We start from the raw sequence: 25,385 nt of genomic DNA on the forward strand, positions 1-25,385 counted from the left end.
CCGCTACCGTGACCTTGCACATGACCACGCTGGCGGGCGGCAACGCCCTCAGCACCTTCCGCGCCCAGCAACTTCAACCTGCCCTGGAGGCGATTCACCCCAAGATCAGTGGCATTGCGGCACGTTTTGTGCACTTGGTGGTGACCGACGCAGCCCCCACGGCGGCGGAACAAGAACGCCTGGCCGCGCTGCTGACCTATGGCGACTCGTACGCAGGCCCCGAGGACGGCGCCGTCCTCATCGTCACGCCCCGCCTGGGCACGCTGTCGCCCTGGGCCTCCAAGGCCACCGACATTGCGCGCAACTGTGGCATCGCCATCCGCCGCGTGGAGCGCATCACTGAATACCGCGTCAGCCTCAAATCGGGCCTGCTGGGCAAGACGCCCGAGCTGACCGCCGAGCAACTGGGCCAGGTCGCCGCCTTGCTGCACGACCGCATGACCGAATCGGTGGTGGCTGACCGCAGCGCTGCTGCCGCCCTGTTCACCGAACTGCAGCCCGCGCCCATGGAGCATGTGGACGTGCTGGCCGGTGGCCGCGCTGCCCTGGAGGCCGCCAACACCCGCTTTGGCCTGGCCTTGGCCGATGACGAAATCGACTACCTCGTGACCGCTTTCACGGGCCTCAAGCGCAACCCCACCGATGTGGAACTGATGATGTTCGCGCAGGCCAACAGCGAACACTGCCGCCACAAAATCTTCAACGCCGAGTTCACCATCGACGGCGTGGCGCAGGACAAGAGCCTGTTCGGCATGATCCGCAACACCCACCAGCTGGCGCCCCAGCACACGGTGATCGCGTATTCGGACAACGCCTCGGTCATGGAGGGGCATCAGGTCGAGCGATTTGTGGCAAAAATGGCATCTAGCGCTTATCCATCAAGCGCCAATAGCTATCAAAAAAGTAGCGTCACCCAGCATGTGCTGATGAAGGTGGAAACGCACAACCACCCCACGGCCATCTCGCCCTTCCCGGGTGCGTCCACCGGTGCAGGCGGCGAGATCCGCGACGAAGGCGCCACCGGCCGGGGCTCCAAGCCCAAGGCGGGCCTCACGGGCTTTACGGTGTCCAAGCTCTGGGGTAGCACGGTCGGCAAGCCCGAGCACATCGCCAGCCCGCTGCAGATCATGGTCGAGGGTCCCTTGGGCGGCGCGGCGTTCAACAACGAATTTGGCCGCCCCAACCTGAATGGCTACTTCCGCGAATACGAGCAGGAAGTCGCTGGTGTGCAGCGCGGCTACCACAAGCCCATCATGATCGCGGGCGGCGTGGGCGTGATCGATGCCGAGCTGACGAAGAAGATCGAATTTCCTGCGGGCTCGTTGCTGATCCAGTTGGGCGGCCCGGGCATGCGCATCGGCATGGGCGGCAGCGCCGCCAGTTCCATGGCCACGGGTACCAACGCGGCCGAGCTGGACTTTGACTCGGTGCAGCGTGGCAACCCCGAGATCGAGCGCCGTGCGCAAGAGGTCATCAACCATTGCTGGGCGCAGGGTACCGACAACCCCATCCTGGCCATCCACGACGTGGGCGCGGGCGGCCTCTCGAACGCCTTCCCAGAGCTGACCAACGATGCAGGCCGTGGCGCACGCTTCGATCTGCGTGCCGTGCAGCTCGAAGAATCGGGCATGGCGCCCAAGGAAATCTGGAGCAACGAGTCGCAAGAGCGTTACGTGCTGGCCATCGCGCCCGAGTCGTTGCCCCTGTTCCAGGCCTTCTGCGAGCGCGAACGCTGCCCGTTTGCCGTGATCGGCACGGCCACGGAAGAGCGCCAGCTGGTGCTGCACGACCCGGCCGCGACGGCCGACGACCAGAAGCTGCCCGTGGACATGCCGATGAACGTGCTGCTGGGCAAGCCGCCCAAGATGCACCGCGACGTGAAGACCGTGGTGCGCGAATTCGCACCGATGGACCTGACCGGCGTGCCGCTGCAAAAGGCCGTGATCGACGTGCTGGCCCACCCCACGGTGGCGTCCAAGCGCTTTCTCATCACCATTGGCGACCGCACGGTGGGCGGCCTGAGCCACCGCGACCAGATGGTGGGCCCCTGGCAAGTGCCCGTGGCCGATTGCGCCGTGACTTTGGCCGATTACAAAGGCTTTGCCGGTGAGGCGATGAGCATGGGCGAGCGCACCCCGCTGGCCGCCATCAACGCCCCCGCCTCGGGCCGCATGGCCGTGGCCGAGGCGCTGACCAACTTGTTGGCCGCCCCGATTGAACTGCCCCGCGTGAAGCTCAGCGCCAACTGGATGGCCGCCTGTGGCGAGCCCGGCGAAGACGCCGCGCTGTACGAAACCGTGAAGGCCGTGGGCATGGAGCTGTGCCCGGCCCTTGGCATCAGCATCCCCGTGGGCAAGGACAGCCTGTCCATGCGCACGCAGTGGAACGAAGGTTCGGACAAGAAAAAGGTCACATCACCCGTCAGCCTGATCGTGAGCGCGTTTGCCTCGCTGTCCGACGTGCGTGGCACGCTCACCCCCCAGCTCAATGCCACCGAGGCAGACACCACGCTGGTGTTGATCGACCTGGGCAAGGGCCAGAACCGCATGGGTGGCAGCATCCTGGGCCAGACGCTGGAGCAAAGCGGCGACGTGGTGCCCGATGTGGACGACCCGAAAGATCTGGTCAATCTCGTCAACGCCGTGAACGCGCTGCGCGCCAAGGGCCAGATCCTGGCTTACCACGACCGCAGCGATGGCGGCCTGTTGGCTGCAGCGGCAGAAATGGCGTTTGCAGGCCACGTGGGCGTGGCGCTCAACGTGGACATGCTGGTGACCGAGGGCGACGGCATCAGCGACAGCCGCATGGAAACCGGCGACGCCAAGAACTGGGCGCAGCAGGTCAGCGCGCGCCGTGAAGAACTGACGCTCAAGGCACTGTTCAACGAAGAGCTGGGCGTGGTGCTGCAGGTGCGTACGGCCGAGCGCAACGATGTGATGCAGACTCTGCGCGAGCACGGCCTGTCCAAGTTCAGCCACTTTGTGGGCAAGACGCGCCCTGCGTCGTCCGAGATCGATGCTGGCAAGGGCGAGCTGCAGGTCTGGCGCGATGCCAAGTCCGTGTTCAGCGCCCCGTTGGCCGATCTGCACCAGGTGTGGGATGCGGTGAGCTGGAAGATCTGCCGGCAGCGCGACAACCCCGCCAATGCCGATGCCGAGCACGCCGCAGCGGGCGAGCCCACCGACCCCGGCCTGCATGTGCACCTCACGTTCGACGCCACCGACAACGTGGCAGCGCCGTACTTGAATCTGTCCCGTCCCAAGGTTGCCATCCTGCGCGAGCAGGGCGTGAACTCGCACATTGAGATGGCCTACACGTTCACGGAAGCAGGCTTTGAGGCCTACGACGTGCACATGACCGACCTGCAGACTGGCCGCGTGAAGCTTGAAGACTTCAAGGGCGTGGTCGCCTGTGGTGGCTTCAGCTATGGCGACACGCTGGGTGCGGGCATTGGCTGGGCGCGTTCCATCACCTTCAACCCGGTGCTGGCCGCTCAGTTCCAGGGCTTCTTCGGCCGTTCCGACACCTTCGGCCTGGGCGTGTGCAACGGCTGCCAGATGTTTGCCGAGCTGGCTGACATCATCCCCGGCGCGCAAGACTGGCCACGTTTCACCACCAACCAGAGCGAGCGCTTTGAGGCCCGCCTGTCGCTGGTGGAAGTGCTCGAATCACCCAGCCTGTTCCTGCAAGGCATGGCCGGCAGCCGCCTGCCGATTGCCGTGGCGCACGGCGAGGGGTATGCCAACTTCAAGTACCGGGGCAATGCCGATAAGGCGATTGCCGCCATGCGCTATGTGGACAACCACGGCCGCGCCACCGAGCAGTACCCGTTCAACCCCAACGGCAGCACGGGTGGCCTCACGGCCGTGACCACGGCCGACGGCCGCTTTACCGCCATGATGCCGCACCCCGAGCGCGTTTTCCGCAATGTGCAGATGAGCTGGACCAGCGAAGACGCATCGCAATACAGCGCCTGGATGCGCATCTGGCGCAATGCGCGCAAGTGGGTGGGGTGATGTGGCCTGAGGCACCCTGCGGCGCAGGTTGCCCACTGCCAGCCTACCTGCGATGAATGCTTCTTTCAGGTGGATGAAATGCCCACCTGAAGGAACACACGGCCCCCATCAATGCGCACAGGGTAGCACGTCAGCGGGGCCGTGACCGGAGCACAGGTGGGCTGGCCATCGCGGACATCAAACTTCCCCTGGTGCAGGGGGCACTCGATTTCATGGCCGTCCAGAAAGCCATCGCAAAGACGCGCATGCCCGTGCGTGCAGATGTTGTCGGTCGCAAAAACACTTCCGGCAACCTTGTACAGGGCAATGCTGCGCTCACCCACCTGCAATCCGATGACATCGTCTTCGGGTACTTCGGCCTCGCTGGCGGCGTCAATCCAGGATGATTCGTTCATGGCGGTTCAGATGGGATAGATGATGGAGTTCGGGATCATTTCGCTGTCGTACACGCAAATGCGCGTTGCAAACTTGAGCCCTGCAGGGGTGCGTTCGATCACGTCGAGATACCGCCCCACGTTGAACACTGTCGATTCGCGCGAGAGCTTGGTGCGAAACACTGCGTAGTTCGCCTCTGCCTCGAAGCGGTTTTCACTGGCTACGAGGACCACAGGCGCGCCCACCACATGGCGTTGGTAGTAGGGGTCATGGAACAGGGTTTCCCGGATGCCGTACACACGGTCCTTGAGCATCCCCTTGCTTTCAAACAGGAGCGTTGCCAATGGAAATCCGCGCTCGTGGTTCTCGCGGGGCACCAGCTTGTAGATGCAGTCGTCCGTGAAAAACTCGGGCCACAAATCCCAGTCGCCAGAGTCCACAGCCAGTGCGTACTCTGCATACAGGCGCGATATGGCCAGGTAGTCATCAAAGTGAATGTGGGGGGCGGCGCTCATGGTCAGGCCTCCATCACTTCACGCCAGTACGCATACATTCCGCGAATCAGCGTTTCGGTCACCATGTGGTCGGTGTTTTCCACGGTCTTTCCCCCCAACTCCGCCAAGGTGCGGTGGTACGGCTTGCTTTCAAAGCCTTGCTGGGAAAATTCGATCACTTCCCCGTCGTCTGCGGAGACGAACCCGGCAGGGCCGAACAAGTTGGCCTGTCGCAGACGGCGCTGCGTCATCTCGTCGGTGTCATCCTCAAAGCCGAAGTGCGTCCACACAAAGTCGAAGGCGCCGTGGCCATCCGGCTGGATGTGCCGGGTGGAGACGCTGTTGACCTGCTGCTGAAGGATGACGCTGGGAAACACCGTCATCATGACGGCGGTGGGGCCACCCCACCAGGGCTCTGGCACGATGTCGAGAAACCGGGGATCGTGCAGCTGCATGCTTTCCTTGAAGCTGGACACCTGAGTGACCTGGTCGGCTTTTCCGGCCTGCCCCCGCGTCGAGATCATGGCGGCATGCCGATGGCGCGCATCCATCTTCAGCTCACTTTTGTTGTCCGCCCGCCAGAGGCCAAAGGTCACAAACCAGGTGTGCAGCAAACCAGGGTGGTAGGGGTCCTTGATGTTCTCCTGCATGAGCTTCCAGTTGCCTGGAATGCGCTGGCGGTTGTAGCCGAGAATTTTCAATTGCCGGCCGTTGAAGAGCCGGTCGAAGTACGAGAGGATCTCCGGCCCCAGGAAGTCTTCGAGCGACTCGATGTTGTGGTCGAAGCTGGCAAACACGACGCCACCACGGGTTGCCACTTTCAGCTTGTTCAGGCCGTGGTCCGCTGTCTGGAAATCAGCGGGCATGCCGCCGTTGACCTTTCCATCCTGCTTGACACCACGGCGAAACGGGACCCCCTGAAGATCCCCTTGCAGGGTATAGCTCCACTGGTGGTACGGGCACACAAAATCTTTCTTGTTGCCATGGCGCTCGCGGCAAAACTGCATTCCGCGATGGGCGCATACGTTCTCGACGACGTGGATGCCATCCGCGTCGCGCACCATGAGGACCGAACGTTCACCCACCACCGTGCGCTTGAAGTCACCAACCTTCGGAACCTCGGCTTCCAAACCGACGTAGTTCCAATGCCGCTGGTAGAAAAAGCGTTCAAGCTCCTTCTTGTGCAGGTCGTCGTCGGTGTAGGCCATGAAGGGAATTCGGCTGCTTCCCTCGGTTTCCCATCGCATCTGGGCGGGGAAGACTTCATTTTCCGGTGTGCTCATCGCTATCTCCTTCGCTGCTTTTTCTCAGGCTTCGACAGTGACGGTGATGGCCGACAGGCCATCGATTTCGCCATGCATCACGTCTCCCCGCACCACGGCGTTCACGCCCTCGGGAGTGCCCGTCATGATCAAGTCCCCGGGCTCCAGGGCTTCGTACTGGGACAGATAGGCGATGCACTCCTCGACAGACCAGATCAAGAGACCGACATCCGAGGACTGCCGTACCGCACCATTGACGCTGACGCGGATGGCACCGTGAGGGACCTGTCCGTGGGATGTGGCTGGAGTGATAGCGCCGATCGGTGCAGACTGGGAAAACGACTTGCCAAACTCCCATGGACGCCCTTTGTCACGGGCTTCCAGTTGGAGGTCGCGGCGCGTCATGTCCAGACCCACGGCGTACCCAAAGACGTGTTCGTATGCCCGGTCTTGTGCAATGTCACGCCCGCCCTTGCCGATCGCCACGACGAGTTCAATCTCATGGTGAAAGTTAGTCGTCTTGGGTGGATAGGGGATGGTTGCAGGCATCGAGGCATCGACCGCGGCATTGGCAGGCTTCATGAAGAAGAACGGGGGGTCGCGGTCAGGGTCCTTGCCCATCTCACGGGCATGCGCTGCGTAGTTGCGGCCCACGCAGAAAATCCGGTGGACCGGAAATCGCTCAGGCTGCCCTTGAATGGACAACGAAGGAACAGCGGCGGGAGCTATGGCGAAGGACATGGGGTGAGTCTTTCAAGGCAAAGTGGGAAATGGCAGGACTTCAGGATCGCTGCTCGCGCCACAGGCCAAGTGCCTGTTGCACGGGACGGTCGGAGTAGCTGAACAGCACCGCCTCAGTGAGTGCGCGGAACTGCTGGGAGTGCCACGAGGGGACCACCAGCACGTCGTTTTCCTCCAGACGAAAGGTCTGTCCCTCGATGTGGGCTTCTGCCGAACCGGAGAGGCAGACGTACACCGTTCCATCCGTGCAGCGATACGGCTGGGTCTCGAAGCCTGCGGGAATCAGCTGTGCGAACGCGGCCATCGTTGGCATGGGCGAACGTCCTGTAGCCGGGTTCACGTAGCGCTGCTTGTGGCCGAAATGAGGGTCTGGACGGCCAGCCTTCAGGGCATGCAGCGTGGACAGGGTGCGCTCCCAGGGGTACACAAAGACCTTGGTCGGGTCGGATGGTTGCTGCTGGAAGTCCACCGGGAGCATGTTGGAGCCATACCGGGCCAATGCGTCCCCCTCCGGCCGGGTGACCGCTTGGTACTCGCTATCGCTTTTCTCTGCAAAACCTGCGTCCAGAAATCGGACGATCGGGATATCCAGCCCGTCAAGCCACACCACGGGTTCGTTGCCCGGATTGCCGTGGTCATGCCATGTCCAGGCAGGCGTGATGATGAAGTCACCGCGCCTCATGGTTGTGCGCTCTCCATCCACAGCGGTGTAGGCGCCAGCACCGTCCAGCACCAGGCGCAGGGCGGACTGGGTGTGGCGATGGGCCGGTGCAACCTCGCCAGGCAGGATGAGTTGAAGACCTGCATACAGTGCCTGCGTGATGCTGGACTGGCCTCGCAATGCGGGGTTCTCCAGAATCAGCACGCGGCGTTCCGCCTCTGCTGCGCTGATCAACGAACCAGCCTCCAGCACCTTGGCGCGGACCTGGGCATAGGACCAGGCGTGCGCCACCGCAGGAGATCGGGGCTGTTGCGGCACCAGTGCTCCCAGCACTTCCCACAAAGGGGTCATGCTTTCTTCGGCGATGCGGTCGTAATAGCTTTTGCGCTGCTGGCTTGTTGCAACATCGGCAGACAGGGTGGTGTTCATGGGTTGCTCCTGAAATCAGTGCGAGGAACCTGGTTTACGTGCCGCTGGCATAGAAAGCATCCGCGTAGACCTGTCCGGGCAAAACACCCATTTGCCGCACCAGCAGGGACGTGGCTTCGACCATGGGCGGTGCGCCGCAGAGATACGCGCGAAAGCCCGCCAGGCTGGGCCAGTCCTTGGCGATGGCGTCGGTCACCAAGCCTGTGCGGCAACCCTGTGCCTGGCCAGACGCGACCACAATCTGCACCTTGAGATTCGGGTGCTGACGTTGCAGCGCTTCCAGCCATTCACGGCCATAGATGTCGCGCTCAGATCGGACCCCGAAGTACAGATGGATGGGATTGCCCATGCCTGCGGCAACGGCACCGCGAACAACGGACAGGATCGGTGCCAGCCCCGTGCCGCCCGCTACACACAACATCGGCCCGGTGTGTTTGCGCCGAAGGTACGCAGAGCCCAGTGGGCCGCTCACTCGAACCGAGTCCCCCACGCGAAGTTCGTTCGCGACATAGGCGGTGACACGGCCTTGCGGAATCAGCCTCAGATGGAACTCCAGCGTTTCGTCGCTGGTCGTGCCGGCCATGGAATAGGGTCGCGCGTGGGTCGGTGTGAATTGCAATTGCGCATACTGGCCCGGCGAAAAATCCAAGGCCTTCGCTGGCTTGAGAATCAGTCGCTTGATGTCATGGGTGGTGTCTTCAATGGCCACAACGGTGGCCTTGATGATCCGCGCCGCATGCACGACCACTTCATCAGGCTCGGCAATCTCCACGGTGCAGGCCTCCGTCAAGAAGGTCTGGCACGCCAGGACGTACGAATCTTGCGCGGCCAGAGGTTGCTGCACCTCGCGCTCCGACTCCAGCACGTTCCCCGTGACGATCTTGCAACGGCAAGTTCCGCACCTTCCCGCCATGCAGCTGTACGAAACCGGCACGTCGTTTTCGCGCAAGGCGTCCAGCAGATTGGCGCCGGCTGCGACATTGAAAGTGCGCTCTAGTGGGCGTACGTGGATTTCCATCGTGCGTTGTCTCTGATGTTTTTTTCGGCATCGTTTCCTGTAGCAGGAATCGCAGGGGCCGATGATCAGACTCGCGAGAAAATCAGTCAACGCGATGGTGTGAATGTTTAATATCATTGAAATCAATATTCAAGGAGGCCCCGATGGAGCTCAAAGACATTGACCTGAATCTGTTGGTGGTCTTCAACCAGCTCCTCACCGAACGCAAGGTCTCCAAGGTGGCGGAGAACCTGGGTCTTGGGCAGCCAGCCGTGAGCAATGCCCTTTCGCGGCTGCGCAAGCTGTTTGACGACGAGCTGTTCACCCGCACCGCGAGCGGGATGCAGCCCACCCCGTTTGCGGACCAGCTGGCGGAATCGGTGGGGTATGCACTTGGCATGATTCACGGGGCTGTGAACGCCAGAAATTCATTTGATCCAGGCACCAGCAAACGCAGTTTCACTGTGGGGATGACGGATATCGGGGAGATCTACTTTCTGCCGCAACTGATGCAGCGAATTCAGGAGGTCGCGCCGTTCGTAGCCATCAGCACCGTGCGCAATGCCGCCACCAACCTGAAGGACGCCATGGAGGCCGGCCATGTGGATCTGGCGATGGGCCTGCTGCCGCAGTTGAAGGCGGGGTTTTTTCAACGCCGGCTTTTCGAGCAGAACTACGTCTGCATGTTTCGCAAAGGCCACCGGCTGGATCAGAAAAAAATCCGGTTGCAGGACTTCTTCAGCGCGGACCATGTGGCCATCGTGTCTGCGGGCACCGGCCATGGGCAGGTGGACGAGATACTGGACAACCATGCACCCCAGAGGCAGGTGAAACTCAAAGTACCCCACTTTGTCGCAGTGGGGCATATCTTGCAGTCCACCGATCTCATCGCCACCGTACCGGAAAGGCTGGCCGAGCGCATGGCGGGACCTTTCCAGCTCCAGTACCTTCCTCACCCGGTCAAGCTGCCAAAAATAGCCATCAACATGTTCTGGCACGGGAAATTTCACAAGGACCCTGCGAACCAATGGCTGCGCGCGCTGGTCTTTGATCTCCACGCGGATGCTTCGAGCCTCAGGGCGTAGATGCCGCCGTGGGGCAGCGGTGCCCTGCAAGAAAATACCGCTTGAATCTTGATGGCGGGAGCTCTTCCCTGTGTCTCCATCGCTCAGGCCAGCACGGGTCTTTCGTACACCAGCAGACGCCCCTTGTAGGCCGGAACGCTGCCGAGCGCAGGGTGATCCAGGCGCTCTTCCACCACCTCAAAACGGTGCGCCGCCATCTGCTTGTGAAAGGTGGAGCGGTTGCCCCGGTTCGGGTCCACGATCCAGATCTGTGCGCCTTGGCTGGCGTGGCGGTCCAGAAAACTGGCCAGCGAGGCGCGGGCGTCGCGTTCATACAGCACATCGCTGCCCATGATGAGGTCGAACTCGCCGTGCACGGCACCGGCAGGTGCCGAGGTGTCTGCCCCCCAGTGGCCGGTGCGGTACTTGAGGGGCGGCAGACTGTTGAGTCGGGTGTTTTCCTGCAGGAACTGCTGCGCCAACGGATGGCAGTCGCTGGCAGTGACATTGATGCCGCGCCGGTGGCACACCAGACTGGCCAGGCCCAGTCCACAGCCGATCTCCAGTACACGCTCGCCAGTCTGCAAAGGGCGGCTGGCCATGCGTTGCGCCAACTGCGCGCCTGAAGGCCAGAGCAGGCCGAACAGGGGCCATGCGGCGGACGAAATGCCAAGGGCCTCGGCGGTGCCCAGCGGGTCGGAGAACTGTTGCTTGTCGAGCAGTGATCGAATGATCAGGTCGGCGGCGCCGACGATGGAGATGTCTTCTTGCTTGGTGAGATAGCCGGGCATGGCTCGGGCGTGAAGCCCGGATATGAGCACGTGCTCGAGGACCCCAGAGGTGGTGGGTGAGGGCGCGAGTATGCGCTTCTCGCTTGGAAGGGCCGTGCAGGCTGTCGTTGGCAAAGGAAAACGGCGGCCCGCCGGGGGGTGAATACGGAGGAATGGCCGCCCACGCCGAGGGGACTTTGGTGGGTGATGCAGCAGCCTTGCGCGTTGCTATAGTGCAGCGCACACAGGCGGCATGCCCGCCGCTTTTCACAGACCCATTTCAAGGACTCCCCATGGCCGCTGGCAGCCTGCTTGCCCTGTTGGACGATATCGCCACCATCCTCGACGATGTGGCCCTCATGACCAAGGTGGCGGCCAAGAAGAGTGCCGCCATGGCCGATGACGTATCGGTCATGACCAAGGTCGCAGCCCAGAAGACAGCGGGTGTGCTGGGGGACGACCTGGCGCTCAATGCCCAGCAAGTCACCGGTGTGCGCGCTGAGCGCGAAATACCCGTGGTGTGGGCCGTGGCCAAAGGGTCGTTCATCAACAAGGTCATCCTCGTGCCGACGGCGCTGCTGATCAGTGCCTTTGCGCCTTGGGCCGTGACGCCCTTGTTGATGGTGGGCGGCGCCTTCTTGTGTTTTGAGGGTTTCGAAAAGGTGGCGCACAAATTGCTGCATGCGCAGCATGAGGATGACGCCGAGCACGAAAGCCACGCCAAGGCCAATGCCAACCCGGCGGTGGATCTGGTGGCCTTCGAGAAAGACAAGATCAAGGGCGCTGTACGCACCGACTTCATCCTGTCGGCGGAAATCATCGCAATCACCCTCGGCACCGTGGCAGCGGCACCTTTCACGCAACAAGTGGCCGTGCTGTCGGGCATTGCGGTGATCATGACCATTGGTGTGTATGGTCTGGTGGCGGGCATCGTCAAGCTTGATGACCTGGGCCTGTGGCTGAATGGCAAGGCCAGCAGCGCGGCCCGGGCCGTGGGTTCGGGCATCCTGCGCGCTGCGCCCTGGCTCATGAAGGGCCTGTCCATCGCGGGCACGGCGGCGATGTTCCTGGTGGGTGGTGGCATCCTGGTGCACGGGGTTCCGATGCTGCACCACGCGGTGGACGCCTCCGGTGCGGTGGCCGCGCAATGGCCCGTGGGCGGGCTGTGGGCGGTGCTGGTGCCCAATTTGCTCAACGCCGTGGTGGGGATTGTTGCCGGTGGGCTGGTGCTGGTCGGCGTGAAGCTGGTGCAGCGCCTGCGCGGCAAGTCCACTGTGTGAGAGTGGGTATGTCTTGATGTAGGTCTAAGGGTTAGTACGGAGGTCTTGAGATAGGGCAAGGCCGGTGGGTGGGTGCAGCGGTTCAATAGATGCACGGGGGTCGTCCCCGTCCAACCGATGCGAAATCACCATGAAAAAAAACCTGCTGGCTGTCGCCGTTCTTTGTGCCCTGTCTTCTGGCGCCGCCTTGGCGCAACAGGCTGAAGGCCCCTGGATGGTCCGTGCACGCGTGGTGCACCTGGACAGCGCCAACAAGGACAGCACGCCCCTGGGCCTGTCGATCAACGACAAGACGATTCCCGAAGTGGACGTCACCTACTTCTTCAACAAGAACGTTGCGGCCGAGCTGATCCTGACCGTTCCCCAAAAGCACACACTCAGCGCTGGCGGCGCTGCCATCGGCACGCTCAAGCACCTGCCACCCACGCTGTTGGTGCAGTACCACTTTGATGCCGCTGGCTTCAAGCCCTATGTGGGCGCAGGCCTGAACTACACGCGGTTTTCCAGTGTGAACCTGCCCGCAGGCGTGGACATTGACCGCAACAGCTTCGGCCCCGCGCTGCAAGTGGGTGTGGACATCCCCCTTGCCAAGAATCTGTACCTCAACTTCGATGTGAAGAAGGTTTTCATCAAGACCGACGTGAGCGCCGGCGGTGTCAAGCTGGGCACCTTCAAGGTGGACCCCGTTCTGGTGGGGGTGGGTCTGGGCTGGCGGTTTTGATTACCCCTCTGAGCTGTCTTTGGCCCCTCAGCCCCTGAAGGGGCGTCGCCGGTGGCCCGGCGAAGTCGGTTGCGCGGTGGCGCTGGCTGGGGTTGCGCCAGTTTCATAGTGCTGCGATGGCAAGACGTCGTGGGCTGACTACGTCCGCTTGTAAATGGCCAGTGAGCCCGCCAAGGCCAGCAGTGCGCCGCCGCAGCAGCGGTCCAGCCACAGCACCGCGCGACGGCGCAGCAGCTTGACGGCGCGCGCGCCGATCAGCGCGTAGGCCAGCATCACGGCAAAGTCGAGGCTGGCGAAAACGGCTGCAATGGCGGCGTACTGCGGCCATTGCGGTGCACCGGAGTCGATGAATTGCGGCAGCAGTGCCGAACAGAAAAGATAGCCCTTGGGGTTGGTGACCGCCACCAGGAACGAACGCGCGAAGATGCTGCGCGGCGTGGCCAATGGGCCGGAGGCTGCTCCGCCCGCGGCCGCAATGTCCAGCCCGCCTTGCGAGCGCAGCAGTCGCAATCCCAGCCAGGCTAGGTAGGCCGCGCCCAGCCACTTCACCACCGAAAACCAGAACTCGGACGCTGCCAGCAGCGCCCCCAGGCCCAGCGCCACTGCACCGACCAGCACAAGGTCCGACGCCACGGCGCCCAGCATGCCCGGCAGCGAGCGGCGCATGCCGTAGCGCGAACCATTGGCCAGCGCCAGCAGCACCGTGGGCCCCGGCGTGGCGATAGCCACCAGGGCCACCAGCGCGAAGACAAGCAGTGTGGCGATGGTCATGCCAGCATCCCACAGCCCTGGGGCTTGAGCACGCGTTCGGTGGAGGCCGGGTACTGGGACAGCTTGGAGGCTGGCCTGCGGGGGCGCTGCACCAGGTCGCCTCCGCAGTTGGGGCAAACGTGGCCCAGCCGCTTGCCGGTGCAGTCACTGCAAAAGGTGCATTCGAAGGTGCAGATGCGTGCGTCGGTGGAGTTGGGCGGCAGGTCCTTGTTGCAGCATTCGCAGTTGGGTCGCATCTGGAGCATGGGGTGTCCTTTGGGAGAGAAGTGGGGGCCGGTTGCGGCAAGCGTATGGCAGGCGGTGCGGCGGGGCAAGGTACAGATGCCGCGATTCCAGGCAGTACACCCGCGCTGCGTATCTGCCCTGCTGGGGCTGGCGAAGGGTTGGGTGGTGGCACTCTGCGCGGGGCCGTCTTTCGGACCGCAGCAGCAGGGGAAGCTTCGCAGCGTCAGGCCTGCACCACGAGCGCGAACTGGGCACGCACGCCATCGGGCGACGGCGCAAAGGGCACGGTGAGCGCTGCGCGCTCGGCATCACCCAGGCGGCTCCAGAGGTAGTCGCGTGTGTTGCCGGGATCTCCTGCCACGTACATCTGCGTGGTCAGCAGCTCGCGCCCCGGCAGCCGCACCTTGAAGTGGATGTGCGGCGTGCGCCCGGTGTACGGCGCTGGCCGGATGGTGCGAAAGCGGTAGTGTCCGTCGCGCCCCAGCACCACACGGCCGAAGCCCTGGAACGCCGGGGCCGCCTTGCCGCCGTCGCCCGGGTGGTGGTAGTGGCCGTCGGCATCGCACTGCCAGATCTCGACCGTGCCGCCTGACAGCGGCACGCCCTGTGTGTCTGTGACCCGGCCTTCCACCCAGACAGCCTCGCCCTGGGTGTAGCGCCGCATGCCGTTGCGCAGCAGGTCGCTGTCGCTGTCCGCCGGGATGTCCACGGGGTAGTAGGGCCCCTCGGTCTGGCGTGGTGTGGGCATGGCGCGGGCCTGGGCTGCTGCGGGCTGCACCAGCGCCGGTGCGGCCACCAGGGCAGCACCCCGCAGGCCCTGCTGCAGCCACTGGCGGCGTGTGGGGGCGGTGGGGGCAGGGTGCAGTGGCGAAAAACTCGGGGTGGCAATGTCGGGCATGGTGGGCTCCTGCCTGGGGCGGCTGCGGGTGGTGATCGGCTCCGTGCGGGTCGCACGGCGGTAGGAGCCACCCGACGCGCAAAAAGTGCCGCAGTGTCGTGCCGGGCGGCGAGGGCGGCCTTTGCGCCGCAGGTAACGGGGAAATGACCTACACGCAGCATCATCCCGCCGTCGCAGAATGTCCCGATGGCCGTGGGGTTATATTGCCTTTCACGGTCCAGCCTGCGGGCGGGATGGTCGTCTCGGAGCCTGTGGGCTCCACGGCGGTTCCGCTCTTTCACCAGCAGTGGCAAGCCATGCCGCGCGAGACGCTTCAAGATCCATGCCTTTGTCCAGCCCCACCGATGACATCACGCGCGGCCTGAACCAGCGCCCCGCCAGCATCTCCCCCAAATACTTCTACGACCAGCACGGCTCACAGCTGTTCGAAGAGATCACCCGCCTGCCAGAGTACTACCCCACCCGCACCGAGACCGCGCTCATGCAGCAGCACGCAGACGGCATCGCCCGGGCTGTGGGCCCGGGCCGTACGCTGATCGAGCTGGGTGCGGGCAACTGCCAGAAGGCGCGCACGCTGTGCCGCCTGGTGCAGCCCGCCTGCTTCGTGGGGGTCGATATTTCGGCCGACTTTCTGCAGGCTGCGGTGCAGGGCTTGCGTGATGACTTTCCGGGGCTGGATGCGCGCGCGGTAGGTGGCGACATGACCCAGGGCGTGGTGCTGCCCACAGACATTCCGCGCAAGGGGCGGCTGGTGTTCTATCCGGGCTCGTCCATCGGCAACTTCGACCCGCCGCATGCGCTGCAGCTGCTGGCCCACATGCGCGAGCTCATCGACGACGACGGGGGCCTCCTGATCGGCATCGACCTGCCCAAGGACGTGCAGGTGCTGGAAGCCGCGTACGACGACGCGGCAGGCGTCACGGCCGCGTTCAACCGCAACGTGCTCACGCATGTGAACCGGTTGATCGGCAGCGACTTCGACGTGCAGCAGTGGCAGCACCGCGCGTTCTTCAACCAGGACGAGTCGCGCATCGAGATGCACCTGGAGGCCCTGGCCGACGCCGAAGTGCGCTGGCCTGGTGGCGCCCGCCGGTTTGACCAGGGCGAGCGCATCCACACCGAAAACAGCTACAAATACCCCCTGCCCGTGTTCACCGACATGCTGGCGCGCGCTGGGTTCTCGCAGGCCCAGGCGTGGACGGATGACCGCAGCTGGTTTGCCGTGCTGCATGCGCGCCCCTGAGAATGGATTGACTATGACCAACATGGATGTGTGCCCCCCGCTGACCGCGCTGCTCTCGTGCTATGCCGCTGTGCGGGACCACAGCGTGGCACTGGTTTCGCCCCTGTCGGCCGAAGACTGCGGCGCGCAGTCCATGCCCGACGCCAGCCCCGCCAAGTGGCACCTGGCGCACACCACCTGGTTCTTCGAAACCTTCGTGCTGGAGCCGAACGAGCCGGGCTTTGCACCGTTCAATCCCGTGTTTCGCGTGCTGTTCAACTCCTACTACAACGGCGTGGGTGCCAAACACCCGCGGCCGCAGCGGGGGCTGCTGACCCGGCCGCCGCTGGATGAAGTACGCGCCTACCGCGCCAATGTGGACCAACGCATGGCGCGCCTGTTGCCCACCGTGTTGAACGACGCTGCGCTGTGCGCGCTCATCGAGCTGGGGCTGCAGCACGAGCAGCAGCACCAGGAGCTGCTGGTGACGGACGTCAAGCACCTGCTGTCGTGCAATTCCACGCATCCTGCGTATAGGGCGGCCGACGATGGTGCGGCCACCAGTGCGGCGGGCGACCTGGCTCTGGTGCCGGCCACCGAACCCTTCGGGTGGTTGACGCTGGACGGCGGGCTGGTGGACATGGGCCACCGGGGCGATGGTTTTGCCTTCGACAACGAAAGCCCACGCCACCACACCTACCTTGCGCCGTATGCGCTGGCCTCGCGGCTGGTGACCAACGCGGAATGGCTGGCCTTTGTGGAAGGCGGCGGCTACGACAACCCCGCCCACTGGCTGGCCGAAGGCTGGGACTGGCGCGTGGCCCAGGGGCTTGACCACCCCCTGTATTGGCAGCGGATGGACAGCGGTGTCTGGCATGCGTTCACCCTGGCTGGCCTGCAGCCGCTGCGTGGCGATCTGCCCGTGGTGCACCTGTCGTACTACGAGGCCGATGCCTACGCCCGCTGGGTGGGTGCACGCCTGCCCACCGAGGCCGAGTGGGAGCATGCTGCGCAAGCCGTAGCGGCTGACGGGCACGATGATGGAGGCCACGATGGCCAAGCCCTGGAACAACTGTTCGGCAGCGCCTGGCAATGGACGCAATCGAGCTACGCCGCGTACCCGGGCTTTCGCACCGCCGAAGGCGCGGTGGGCGAATACAACGGCAAGTTCATGGTCAACCAGTACGTGCTGCGCGGCAGCTCGTGCGCCACGCCTGCGGGGCATGCACGCAGCACCTACCGCAACTTCTTCCCGGCGACGGCGCGCTGGCAGTACACGGGGCTGCGGTTGGCGCGGGATGCATGAGGCGACTTACAGCGGTATCTGGCGCGCTCAGGGCTCCATGCGGAAGGTGTGCTGCAGCACCAGGCGGGCGGGCTCGCCATTGCGCAGCAGCGGCGCAAACTTCCAGCGGCGCACCGCGTCAGTCGCGGGTTTGTGCAGGGCATCTTCGCCCGTTCCAGACACTACGCGCGTGGTGCCGACCAGCCCGCTGGGCATGACCTCGAACGACACCGTCACATCGCCGCGCGCCTTGGGCGACGGGTCATTCAGCAGAAACGACGGGTAGCGCGGCAGCGGTGCCTCCAGCAGCGTCAAGGGCGTGTCGAGCGGTGGCGACACCTGCTGCCGCAGCAATTGTTCGTCCTCGCGCTGGCGGAAACTGGTGACTTGGGATTCGGTCACATCCACGCCGCGTGGCGGCGTGAACAGTGAGGAACTGCAGCCGGCCAGGGTCAGCAGGCCGAGGGTAAGCGGTGCAAGAGTAGATAGGCGGAACATGGCGATGGAGGGTCAGGGCGCCCCGCGACTGCGGGGCAATCCCACCAGTATCCCGCAACTGGCGTCGGCTGCGGGCGAATGGTCAGACGGCGTCGAGCGCCTGCACCAGGTCTGCCTGCAGGTCGTCAATGTGCTCGATGCCCACCGACAGCCGCACCATGCTCTCGCTCACGCCCGCCTTGGCCAGCTCTTCGGGGTTGAGCTGGCGGTGCGTGGTCGATGCGGGGTGCGTGGCCAGCGATTTCGCGTCGCCGATGTTCACCAGGCGGGTGAAGAGCTGCAGCGCGTCCAGGAAGCGCGCACCGGCCGCCCGCGGGTCGGCGTCGGTGCTCTTGAGCCCGAAACTCAGGATGCCGGACGCCTTGCCGCCCGACTGCCGCTGCACCAGCGCGTGGTCCGGGTGGTCGGGCAGGCCGGCGTAGCGCACCCATTCCACCTTGGGGTGGCTTTGCAGGTACTTTGCCAGCGCCAGCGTGTTGTCGCAGATGCGGTCCATGCGCAGGGCCAGGGTCTCGATGCCTTGCAGAATCAAGAAGGCATTGAGCGGTGCCAGCGCCGCGCCGGTATTGCGCAGCGGCACCACGCGCGCGCGGCCGATGAAGGCGGCGGGGCCCAGAGCTTCGGTGTAGACCACGCCGTGGTAGCTCACGTCGGGCTCGTTCAGGCGCGGAAAGCGGGCCTTGTGCTCGGCCCATGGGAACTTGCCGCTGTCCACGATGGCGCCGCCCACACTGTTGCCGTGGCCGCCCAGGTACTTGGTGAGCGAGTGCACCACGATGTCGGCGCCGTGCTCGATGGGGCGCAGCAGGTAGGGGCTGGGCACCGTGTTGTCCACGATCAGCGGAATGCCGTGCGCATGGGCCACATCGGCCAGTGCGCGGATGTCGGTCACGTTGCCCAGCGGGTTGCCGATGGACTCGATGAAGATCGCCTTGGTGCGTGCGTCGATGTGCTGCGCAAAGCTGGCCGGGTCGCGCGGGTCGGCAAAGCGCGTGGTGATGCCCTGCTGGGGCAGCGTGTGCGCAAACAGGTTGTAGGTGCCGCCATACAGCGTGCTCGCCGACACGATGTTGTCGCCCGCCTCGGCAATCGTCTGGATGGCGTAGGTGATGGCCGCCATGCCCGAGGCCACGGCCAGCGCCGCGATGCCGCCTTCGAGCGCCGCGACGCGCTTTTCCAGCACGTCGGTCGTCGGGTTCATGATGCGGGTGTAGATGTTGCCCGGCACCTTCAAATCGAACAGGTCCGCGCCGTGCTGCGCGCTGTCGAAGGCGTAGGCCACCGTCTGGTAGATGGGCACGGCCACGGCCTTGGTGGTGGGGTCGGGGCTGTAGCCAGCGTGCACGGCCAGGGTTTCGATCTTCATGGTACGAGGTCCTTGTCAGCGGTTGAATGGGGCGAGGCGGCAGTGCCGCCGCAGGGCCATTCTTGCATCGCCGCGCGCCGCTTCGTTCGAATCGTTGGTGATGAGCTTATGGGGCGCCCGGCCTGTTTCAGGCGGGCAGGGCCACGGCGGCCTGGGCTGACATGCACCGGCGTGAGCAGGGCTCGGGCCAATTGTGCGCGGCCAGGCGCGCTGCGTCGGGGATGTGAATGTCGCGCCTGGCCATGCGGATGAGGCCTGCGTCTTCCAGTTCGTGCAGCACGCGGGAGAAATACTCGGGCGTGAGGGACAGGCGCGAGGCGATGGTGGCCTTGCTCACCGGAAGGGTCACGTTCAAGCCACCAGGCCCCTGCGGCTGGCCATGGCCGGCACAGGCCAGCGCGAGGCCGGCGGCGTCGTTCGAATCTTCGGGCAGTTCGCGCAGCAAGTAGCTGATCACGCGCTGCATGCCGCTGTGCAGCGTATAGGTCTGCACGTCATGCACCAGTCCATGCAGCCGCCGCGAAATGCCGGCAAGCATGCGCATGGCAAAGCGCGGGTCCGCTTCGATTTCGCGCTCGACCGTGCTTTTGTCGACGCTCAGCAACAGCGTGTCGCTCAGCGCCTGGGCGTTGATGATGTAGGGCTTGCCCGTGAACATGAGCGCCTCGGCAAAGGTGCTTCCGGGGCCCACCAGTTCAATGACTTTTTCCTGCCCTGAGGGCGAGAGCGCAAAGAGTTTGACCTGACCGAGCACCGTCACGTGAAACTCCTCGCACGGTGTGCCCACCCGGAAGATGGTGTCGCCGCGTGCAAAGCGGCGCAGCCGGCAGCCGGTCGCCAGGCGCGCCAGATCGGACGGAGTGGCTTCCTGAAACAGCGGCAGCGCCGACAGGTAGCGTGGGATATCAAATTGCCGGATGTCCATGGCGGGGCACTGGAGAGCGGGGATGCGCCCATTACACCGGCGTCTGCGGGATTCGTTCATGTCCGATGTCAAGGAAATGCTGCGGCGCGTCAAATTCCGTGGTAGGTGATCTGGCTGTACACAGCGGCCAGGCGCAGGGCCAGGTCGCGCGGACGGTGTACGAGCGCATAGCCCTGCTGGCCAAAAAGAAAGGGCAGGTAGTCGTGACCTGCGTTGTCGATGGTGATGGCAAAGGGCGTGAGGCCCTGCGCGCGCGCCTCGTGCACCGCGTGGCGCGTGTCCTCCAGCCCGTAGCGGCCCTCGTACACGTCCAGGTCATTGGGTTTTCCGTCGGTGAGCAGCAGCAGCAAGCGCTGGCGCTCGGGCCGTGCCGCCAGGCGCGCCGTGGCGTGGCGGATGGCAGCGCCCATGCGCGTGTAGTAGCCCGGCTTGATGGCGCCTACCCGCGAACGGGCCGCGCCTGTCCAGGCTTCGTCAAACCCCTTGAGGTGCTGGATGCGCACGTTCTGGCGCCGCACCGAGCTGAAGCCCAGCATCTCGAAAGTGTCTCCTCCGGCCGACAGGGCCTCGCCAAAGACATAGAGCGCGTCGCGGATTACGTCCACCACGCGCATAGGCCGACCGGCACCGGCCACGTGCGCGTCGGTGGAGAGTGACAGGTCGGCCAGCAGCAGTGTGGCCAGGCTGCGCTCGGCGCGCACGCGCCGCTGCCAGACGGCCGGGGACTCGCTGCGCCAGGCGGCTGCGTTTGCGGCGTGGCGTACCCAGGCATCCACGTCCAGCTCATCGCCGTCGGCCTGGGCGTGCGCGCGCGCGGGTGCCGCGCGCAGTACCTCCAGGCGCCTGCGCACTTGCCGCACGGTGGTGCGCAGCTGTGCATCGGGCGTGAACGGGGCGGTATCGCGGGCCACCCTGCATTGCACAGCGCAGTGCGCGGGGCGCAGTGCACCGGCCTTCCAGTCCCACTCGGGCAGGTGCTCGCCGGGGCCCAGGGCCATATCGTCTGCCGCGGCGCTGGGCAGGTCCAGGTCGAAGCGCACACGCGCAGCCAGGCGGCTGGCATTGCCCGGGTCTTCGGCGATGGAGAGCACGTCCATGTCGCGCGCGGCTTCCAGCGCGTTGCCGTCGTCGCTATCGTCATCGGCCCGCTGCACCTTGGTGAATTCGCCCCACGAGAAGATGGATTCGGCGCGAAAGAACAGCATCAGCGGGGCGGCATGGCGCTCGTCGCGCACCCGCTCGGCCTTGCGACGCGTGCTGTCTTCTGGCGCGGGTGTGGCGGTACTCCCGGTTGATTGGGGGCCAGGGGGCTGCGCCGGGCGGCGCGGCGCGTCGGCGTCGCTGGTGCCGCAGCTCTCCAGCCAGAGCCAGACTGGGGCCACCTCGGTGGGCGTGAGGCTGGGTGGCAACAGGGCGCCGGGCGCAAGGCCCTGGTCAAATTCGCCCCGCAGGGCGCGCTGCACCCACGCCTCGGCCTCGGCGGCCGGGCCGCGCAAGCGGCCGGGCGCCGGGCGCAGCGCCAGCTGGGCCTGCCGCAGTTGCGCGTACACGGATGCCAGGCCCGGGAAGGTTGCCAGCGTGGCTCGCACTGCGGCGAGGTTGTGGCCCATCCAGCCGCAGCCGTGCAGGGGGGCTGCGCTGTTCCATTGCGAGGCCAGGGCCGCCAGCCAGAGATAGAGAGATCGATTCAGCGCTTTATCTGGAAATACCGCCACGCTGGGCGGCAGGGCCAGCAGGTCGTGGTGGAACTCCGGCAGGGCGGCGCGCGTGCCGCTGCCGGCCACGCGTTGCACCCATCCACGCGGCCCGCCGTGGCCGCGCACGGCGGCGGGGCCAATGCGCATGCCGGCCGGCCCGCCGCCGCAGCGTAGCAGCAAGCCCAGCGGCTTGCGCATCTCGTCCAGAGACACGGCAACCGTGGCGTGGCCAGGCTCGGCCCAGCGGGTGATGAGGCGGTGCCATTGCTGGCCGATCCACTCTTCCATGTCAGTGCTCCGCGGCGTGTGCCGCATGGGATGCCGCGGGGGCGGCGTTGGGCAGCACGGCGGTGTGCTTTTCGCCCCCGGGGGCGGGATGTTTGGGGTGTGCGGGATACGGCGCCGCAGCCGGTGCGTCCACGGCCTCGGTGCGCCGCGGCCGCAGCGACTCGCGCAGCGCATCGACGCCAATGCTCCACTGCAGCAAGGGCTCGCGCTGCTGCGCGGCCTGTGACGCCTCACAGGATTGCACGCACAGCCCGCACTGCACGCACGAGAACTTGCGCCGCTTGAACTGGCGCGGCGGCAGGTGCATGGGGCAGGCGCGGTCGCAGGCATTGCCGTGCGGTGCGTCGCAACTGCGGCAGTGGGCGGGGGTGGCGGGCGCGAGGCCACTGGGCGCGCTGGGATGGGCGAGCACGCCCTGGCGCCCCACATCCCGGGCAAAACCGACCACCCGGCCGCGCGGATTGGCCATCCACACCAGGCTCTGGAACAGGCCCACGGCGCAGCCAAAGCGGCAAAACAGGTGACGGGCCAGCAGAAATTCGGCGCTGAAGACCGCGGTACCGGCAATCAGGAAGCGCAATTGTCCCGGGGTCGAGGTGCCGCTGACCAGCCGGCCCCAGACATCGGCGGGCGGCAGCAGGTAGGTGAGCAAAGTGATGGCCCACACAAAACCCATCAGCACGGACAGCAGCACGAACACCGGCCACCAGCGGCGGTGGGGCGTGAGGCCCTGGCGCGGCGTGGCTTTGCGGTCCCACAGCGACAGGCGCCCGCAGGCCTTTTGCAGCACATGGTTGAGCAGCTCCACCAGAGAGAAATGCGGGCACAGCCAGCCGCAGTACAGACGCCCGTAGCGCCACGCCATGGCCAGAAAGCCGCCCACCAGCATGATGGCCGGGAGCAGCGCACGCACAAAGAGCCGCCAGGTCATTTCGCCCGGCCCGATCAGCCCTTGGCGGAAGTCGTCGATCCCCAGGCTCCAACGCTGGCCCAGCGCCCACAGCTGGACCTCGGTGATATCAAGGCGCAGCAGGTTCAGCGCGGGTGCGAGCAGAAACAGCGCGAAGAAGGCGATCTGGAACGTGCGTCGCTGGCGTTGCATGGGGCGCAGACATGGACCGGCGGCCCTAGCCCAGCAGGGCCTGGACGACCTCGCCCAGGGCCGCAGCCGTGTCGGCATCGTCCGTGAGGGCATCCACGATGGCCGCGCGGCACGCGGCCGCCAGCGGCACGCCCGAGACGGCCAGGCGTGCAGCCATCACCAGCAGCCGGGTGCTGGCGGTTTCTTCCAGGTCCTGGTCGGTCAACTGGCGCAGGGCGGTGCCCAGGCGCACCAGCGTGGCCGCCAGGTGGGGGCTTGCGCCCGCCTCGGTGCGCAGGATGGCTTCTTCGACCGCTGGAGCGGGGTAGCCCAGGTTGAGCGCCACGAAGCGCTGGCGGGTGCTGGGCTTGAGGCTCTTGAGCAGGCTCTGGTAGCCGGGGTTGTACGAGATCACCAGCATGAACTCGGGCGGCGCGGCCAGCTGTTCGCCGGTGCGCTCGATGGGCAGCACGCGCCGGTCGTCTGCCAGCGGGTGCAGCACCACGGTGGTGTCCTTGCGCGCTTCCACCACCTCGTCCAGGTAGCAGATCGCGCCCTGGCGCACCGCGCGTGCCAGGGGGCCGTCGGCCCAGACTGTGCCCTCTGCGCTCAGCAGGTGGCGGCCTACCAGGTCGGCGGCGGCCAGGTCGTCGTGGCAGCTCACCGTGATGAGGGGCCGCCCCAGGCGGGCGGCCATGTGCTTCACAAAGCGCGTCTTGCCACAGCCCGTGGGGCCCTTGATGAGCAGCGGAAGGCGCTGCCGCCAGGCATGTTCGAACAGTGCGGCCTCATTGCCCTGCTCTGCGTAGAAGGGCAGGGCCGCGGAGGCGATGCGGTGCAGTTCGCTGTGGTCCATGGGGTTTTCCTTGCGCGGCTCAGGCGGTGCCCAGGGCCGTGCGGCCGGGGGTGCCCGCGCGGCCTTCCTCGGTGACGGGATCGCCGCCGATGAAGAAGCTGTAGAAGAACAGCAGCTGGCCCAGCAGGAAGACCACGCCGCCCCCCACGCGCACCCAGTAGAAGATGGACAGCTGCTCCTGCGTAGCCATGAATCCCATGGCGTTGGTCTCGGGGATGCGCTGCAGCCACACTTGCAGGATGCCTGCGCCCGTGAGTGCCAGCACCATCACGGCCATGCCGATGCTCATGATCCAGAAGCTCCACATCTCCGCCGCCTGGGCCCGCGGGCTGTTGGCAATGCGCCCGCGCAGCGTGGGCATGGCGTAGCTGATGAGCGTGATGACCACGAGCACATACGCGCCATAGAAGGCCAGGTGGCCGTGGGCCGCGGTGATCTGCGAGCCATGGGTGTAGTAGTTGACGGCCGACAGCGTGTGGATAAAGCCCCACAGGCCGGCGCCCAGGAAGCCCAGCACGGCGGTGCCCACGGCCCACAGCACGGCGGCTTGATTGGGGTGGTCGCGGCGGCGGCGTTGCACCATGTTGAAGGCGAACACCGTCATCATGAAGAAAGGCACGGGTTCCAGGGCGCTGAAGATGCTGCCGATCCAGTGCCAGTAGCCGGGCAGGCCGATGAAGTAGAAGTGGTGGCCCGTGCCCAGTATGCCGGTCATCAGCGCGAAGGCGATGATCACGTACAGCCACTTATCGATCACCTCACGGTCCACGCCCGTGGTTTTGACGAGCACGTAGGCCAGCAGCGAGCCCAGGATCAGCTCCCACACGCCCTCCACCCACAGGTGGACCACAAACCACCAGTACATCTTGTCGCGCACCAGGTTGTGCGGGTTCACGAAGCTGAACAGGAACATCAGCGCCAGGCCCCACAGGCCCATCAGCAGCACCAGCGAGATGGCGGTCTTGCGGCCCTTGAGCACCGTCATGCTGATGTTGTAGAGAAAGCCCAGCGCCACGACCACGATGCCCACCTTGGTGGGCAGCGGCTGCTCCAGGAACTCGCGGCCCATGGTCTGCAGCAGGTCGTTGCCCGTCAGTTCGGCGAGCTTGGCGTAGGGCACCGTGAGGTAGCCCACGATGGTGAGCGCGCCCGCTGTGAGAAAGACCCAGAACAGCACCTTGGCCAGCAGGACGGAGTGCAGCTCGGTCTCCGACTCCTCGGGCACCATGTAGTAGGCCGCGCCCATGAAGCCAAACAGCAGCCACACGATGAGCAGGTTGGTGTGCACCATCCGCGCCACATTGAACGGGACGTAGGGGAAGAACAGATCACCCACCACGTATTGCAGGCCCAGCGTGATGCCGAAGATGATCTGCCCGGCGAAGAGCGCCATGGCTGCGATGAAGTAGAGCTTCGAGACCGATTGGCTCTGGTATTTGAGTGTTGGAATGTGCATGGTGTCG

At 65.2% G+C, this 25,385-nt stretch carries 23 protein-coding genes; 6 read left to right on the plus strand and 17 right to left on the minus strand.

Annotated elements, in window-relative coordinates; genetic code table 11:
* The first annotated feature begins 8 nt into the window (after positions 1-8).
* Entirely contained in the window at positions 9-4,016 is a 4,008-nt protein-coding gene (gene purL, locus ARADN35_RS0108755) for a phosphoribosylformylglycinamidine synthase (RefSeq protein ID WP_010461126.1), read from the plus strand.
* Between the two features lie 65 nt (positions 4,017-4,081).
* On the opposite strand, the gene ARADN35_RS0108760 is transcribed toward purL, so the two are convergent.
* Genes ARADN35_RS0108760 through ARADN35_RS0108785 form a run of 6 tightly spaced genes read right to left on the minus strand, consistent with a single transcriptional unit; the run spans position 4,082 to position 8,996 of the window.
* Entirely contained in the window at positions 4,082-4,411 is a 330-nt protein-coding gene (locus ARADN35_RS0108760) for a non-heme iron oxygenase ferredoxin subunit (RefSeq protein WP_010461129.1), read from the minus strand.
* A gap of 6 nt (positions 4,412-4,417) precedes the next feature.
* Positions 4,418-4,906: an aromatic-ring-hydroxylating dioxygenase subunit beta gene (locus ARADN35_RS0108765; RefSeq protein ID WP_010461131.1), complete on the minus strand. Its 489-nt coding sequence runs from the start codon at positions 4,904-4,906 to the stop codon at positions 4,418-4,420.
* Positions 4,907-4,908: 2 nt separating this feature from the next.
* Positions 4,909-6,168, minus strand: a complete 1,260-nt coding sequence (locus ARADN35_RS0108770) for an aromatic ring-hydroxylating dioxygenase subunit alpha (RefSeq protein ID WP_010461133.1) — start codon at positions 6,166-6,168, stop codon at positions 4,909-4,911.
* Between the two features lie 24 nt (positions 6,169-6,192).
* Complete coding sequence (locus ARADN35_RS0108775) at positions 6,193-6,888, minus strand: fumarylacetoacetate hydrolase family protein (protein WP_010461135.1); 696 nt, start codon at positions 6,886-6,888, stop codon at positions 6,193-6,195.
* Positions 6,889-6,928: 40 nt separating this feature from the next.
* Complete coding sequence (gtdA, locus tag ARADN35_RS0108780) at positions 6,929-7,978, minus strand: gentisate 1,2-dioxygenase (RefSeq protein WP_010461137.1); 1,050 nt, start codon at positions 7,976-7,978, stop codon at positions 6,929-6,931.
* 34 nt (positions 7,979-8,012) lie between these two features.
* Positions 8,013-8,996 carry a 2Fe-2S iron-sulfur cluster-binding protein gene (locus ARADN35_RS0108785; RefSeq protein WP_010461139.1) on the minus strand — a complete coding sequence of 328 codons (984 nt, stop codon included), beginning with the start codon at positions 8,994-8,996 and terminating at the stop codon, positions 8,013-8,015.
* Between the two features lie 143 nt (positions 8,997-9,139).
* On the opposite strand from ARADN35_RS0108785, the gene ARADN35_RS0108790 reads away from it, so the two are divergent.
* Positions 9,140-10,060 (plus strand): LysR family transcriptional regulator, encoded by a 921-nt coding sequence (locus ARADN35_RS0108790; RefSeq protein ID WP_010461141.1) that lies wholly within the window; start codon positions 9,140-9,142, stop codon positions 10,058-10,060.
* A gap of 83 nt (positions 10,061-10,143) precedes the next feature.
* Here ARADN35_RS0108790 and ARADN35_RS0108795 read toward each other — a convergent pair whose 3' ends face one another.
* Positions 10,144-10,830: a class I SAM-dependent methyltransferase gene (locus ARADN35_RS0108795; RefSeq protein WP_010461143.1), complete on the minus strand. Its 687-nt coding sequence runs from the start codon at positions 10,828-10,830 to the stop codon at positions 10,144-10,146.
* A gap of 272 nt (positions 10,831-11,102) precedes the next feature.
* Here ARADN35_RS0108795 and ARADN35_RS0108800 point away from each other — a divergent pair, with 272 nt between their 5' ends.
* Both ARADN35_RS0108800 and ARADN35_RS0108805 read left to right on the plus strand, forming a co-directional pair.
* Positions 11,103-12,089 carry a DUF808 domain-containing protein gene (locus tag ARADN35_RS0108800; RefSeq protein ID WP_010461144.1) on the plus strand — a complete coding sequence of 329 codons (987 nt, stop codon included), beginning with the start codon at positions 11,103-11,105 and terminating at the stop codon, positions 12,087-12,089.
* A gap of 130 nt (positions 12,090-12,219) precedes the next feature.
* Positions 12,220-12,810, plus strand: a complete 591-nt coding sequence (locus tag ARADN35_RS0108805; protein WP_010461146.1) for an OmpW/AlkL family protein — start codon at positions 12,220-12,222, stop codon at positions 12,808-12,810.
* A gap of 138 nt (positions 12,811-12,948) precedes the next feature.
* Here the strand turns inward: ARADN35_RS0108805 and ARADN35_RS0108810 are convergent, their stop codons facing one another.
* The 3 genes from ARADN35_RS0108810 to ARADN35_RS0108820 all read right to left on the minus strand — a co-directional run bounded on the left by ARADN35_RS0108810 (position 12,949) and on the right by ARADN35_RS0108820 (position 14,704).
* Positions 12,949-13,581 carry a LysE family translocator gene (locus tag ARADN35_RS0108810; RefSeq protein WP_010461148.1) on the minus strand — a complete coding sequence of 211 codons (633 nt, stop codon included), beginning with the start codon at positions 13,579-13,581 and terminating at the stop codon, positions 12,949-12,951.
* Positions 13,578-13,826: a DUF1272 domain-containing protein gene (locus ARADN35_RS0108815; protein ID WP_010461150.1), complete on the minus strand. Its 249-nt coding sequence runs from the start codon at positions 13,824-13,826 to the stop codon at positions 13,578-13,580. Before ARADN35_RS0108815 ends, ARADN35_RS0108810 begins: the two co-directional genes overlap by 4 nt.
* Positions 13,827-14,029: 203 nt before the next feature.
* Positions 14,030-14,704, minus strand: coding sequence for a dioxygenase family protein (locus ARADN35_RS0108820; protein ID WP_010461152.1), 675 nt, complete (start codon positions 14,702-14,704; stop codon positions 14,030-14,032).
* A gap of 322 nt (positions 14,705-15,026) precedes the next feature.
* Here ARADN35_RS0108820 and egtD point away from each other — a divergent pair, with 322 nt between their 5' ends.
* Both egtD and egtB read left to right on the plus strand, forming a co-directional pair.
* On the plus strand, positions 15,027-15,947 hold the full coding sequence (egtD, locus tag ARADN35_RS0108825) for an L-histidine N(alpha)-methyltransferase (RefSeq protein ID WP_029413734.1): 921 nt from the start codon (positions 15,027-15,029) through the stop codon (positions 15,945-15,947).
* A 13-nt stretch (positions 15,948-15,960) separates the two neighbouring features.
* The gene (gene egtB, locus ARADN35_RS0108830; RefSeq protein ID WP_010461156.1) at positions 15,961-17,232 is read left to right on the plus strand and encodes an ergothioneine biosynthesis protein EgtB; all 1,272 of its coding nucleotides are present in this window, start codon (positions 15,961-15,963) and stop codon (positions 17,230-17,232) included.
* 27 nt (positions 17,233-17,259) lie between these two features.
* Here egtB and ARADN35_RS0108835 read toward each other — a convergent pair whose 3' ends face one another.
* The 7 genes from ARADN35_RS0108835 to ARADN35_RS0108865 form a co-directional block, all read right to left on the minus strand.
* A complete protein-coding gene (locus ARADN35_RS0108835) occupies positions 17,260-17,709 on the minus strand; it encodes an energy transducer TonB (RefSeq protein WP_010461158.1) in 450 nt (149 codons plus the stop codon).
* Between the two features lie 82 nt (positions 17,710-17,791).
* Positions 17,792-19,075, minus strand: coding sequence for an O-acetylhomoserine aminocarboxypropyltransferase/cysteine synthase family protein (locus ARADN35_RS0108840; protein WP_010461160.1), 1,284 nt, complete (start codon positions 19,073-19,075; stop codon positions 17,792-17,794).
* Between the two features lie 127 nt (positions 19,076-19,202).
* On the minus strand, positions 19,203-20,000 hold the full coding sequence (locus tag ARADN35_RS0108845; RefSeq protein ID WP_010461162.1) for a Crp/Fnr family transcriptional regulator: 798 nt from the start codon (positions 19,998-20,000) through the stop codon (positions 19,203-19,205).
* Positions 20,001-20,089: 89 nt separating this feature from the next.
* Entirely contained in the window at positions 20,090-21,985 is a 1,896-nt protein-coding gene (locus ARADN35_RS0108850) for a nitric oxide reductase activation protein NorD (protein ID WP_010461164.1), read from the minus strand.
* Between the two features lies 1 nt (position 21,986).
* Positions 21,987-23,087, minus strand: coding sequence for a 4Fe-4S binding protein (locus ARADN35_RS0108855; protein WP_010461166.1), 1,101 nt, complete (start codon positions 23,085-23,087; stop codon positions 21,987-21,989).
* Between the two features lie 25 nt (positions 23,088-23,112).
* Positions 23,113-23,922 carry a CbbQ/NirQ/NorQ/GpvN family protein gene (locus ARADN35_RS0108860; RefSeq protein ID WP_010461168.1) on the minus strand — a complete coding sequence of 270 codons (810 nt, stop codon included), beginning with the start codon at positions 23,920-23,922 and terminating at the stop codon, positions 23,113-23,115.
* Between the two features lie 19 nt (positions 23,923-23,941).
* Entirely contained in the window at positions 23,942-25,378 is a 1,437-nt protein-coding gene (locus tag ARADN35_RS0108865; protein WP_010461171.1) for a cbb3-type cytochrome c oxidase subunit I, read from the minus strand.
* Positions 25,379-25,385: the final 7 nt, after the last annotated feature.

This window comes from Acidovorax radicis N35 (assembly GCF_000204195.1).
Taxonomy (GTDB): domain Bacteria; phylum Pseudomonadota; class Gammaproteobacteria; order Burkholderiales; family Burkholderiaceae_C; genus Acidovorax; species Acidovorax radicis.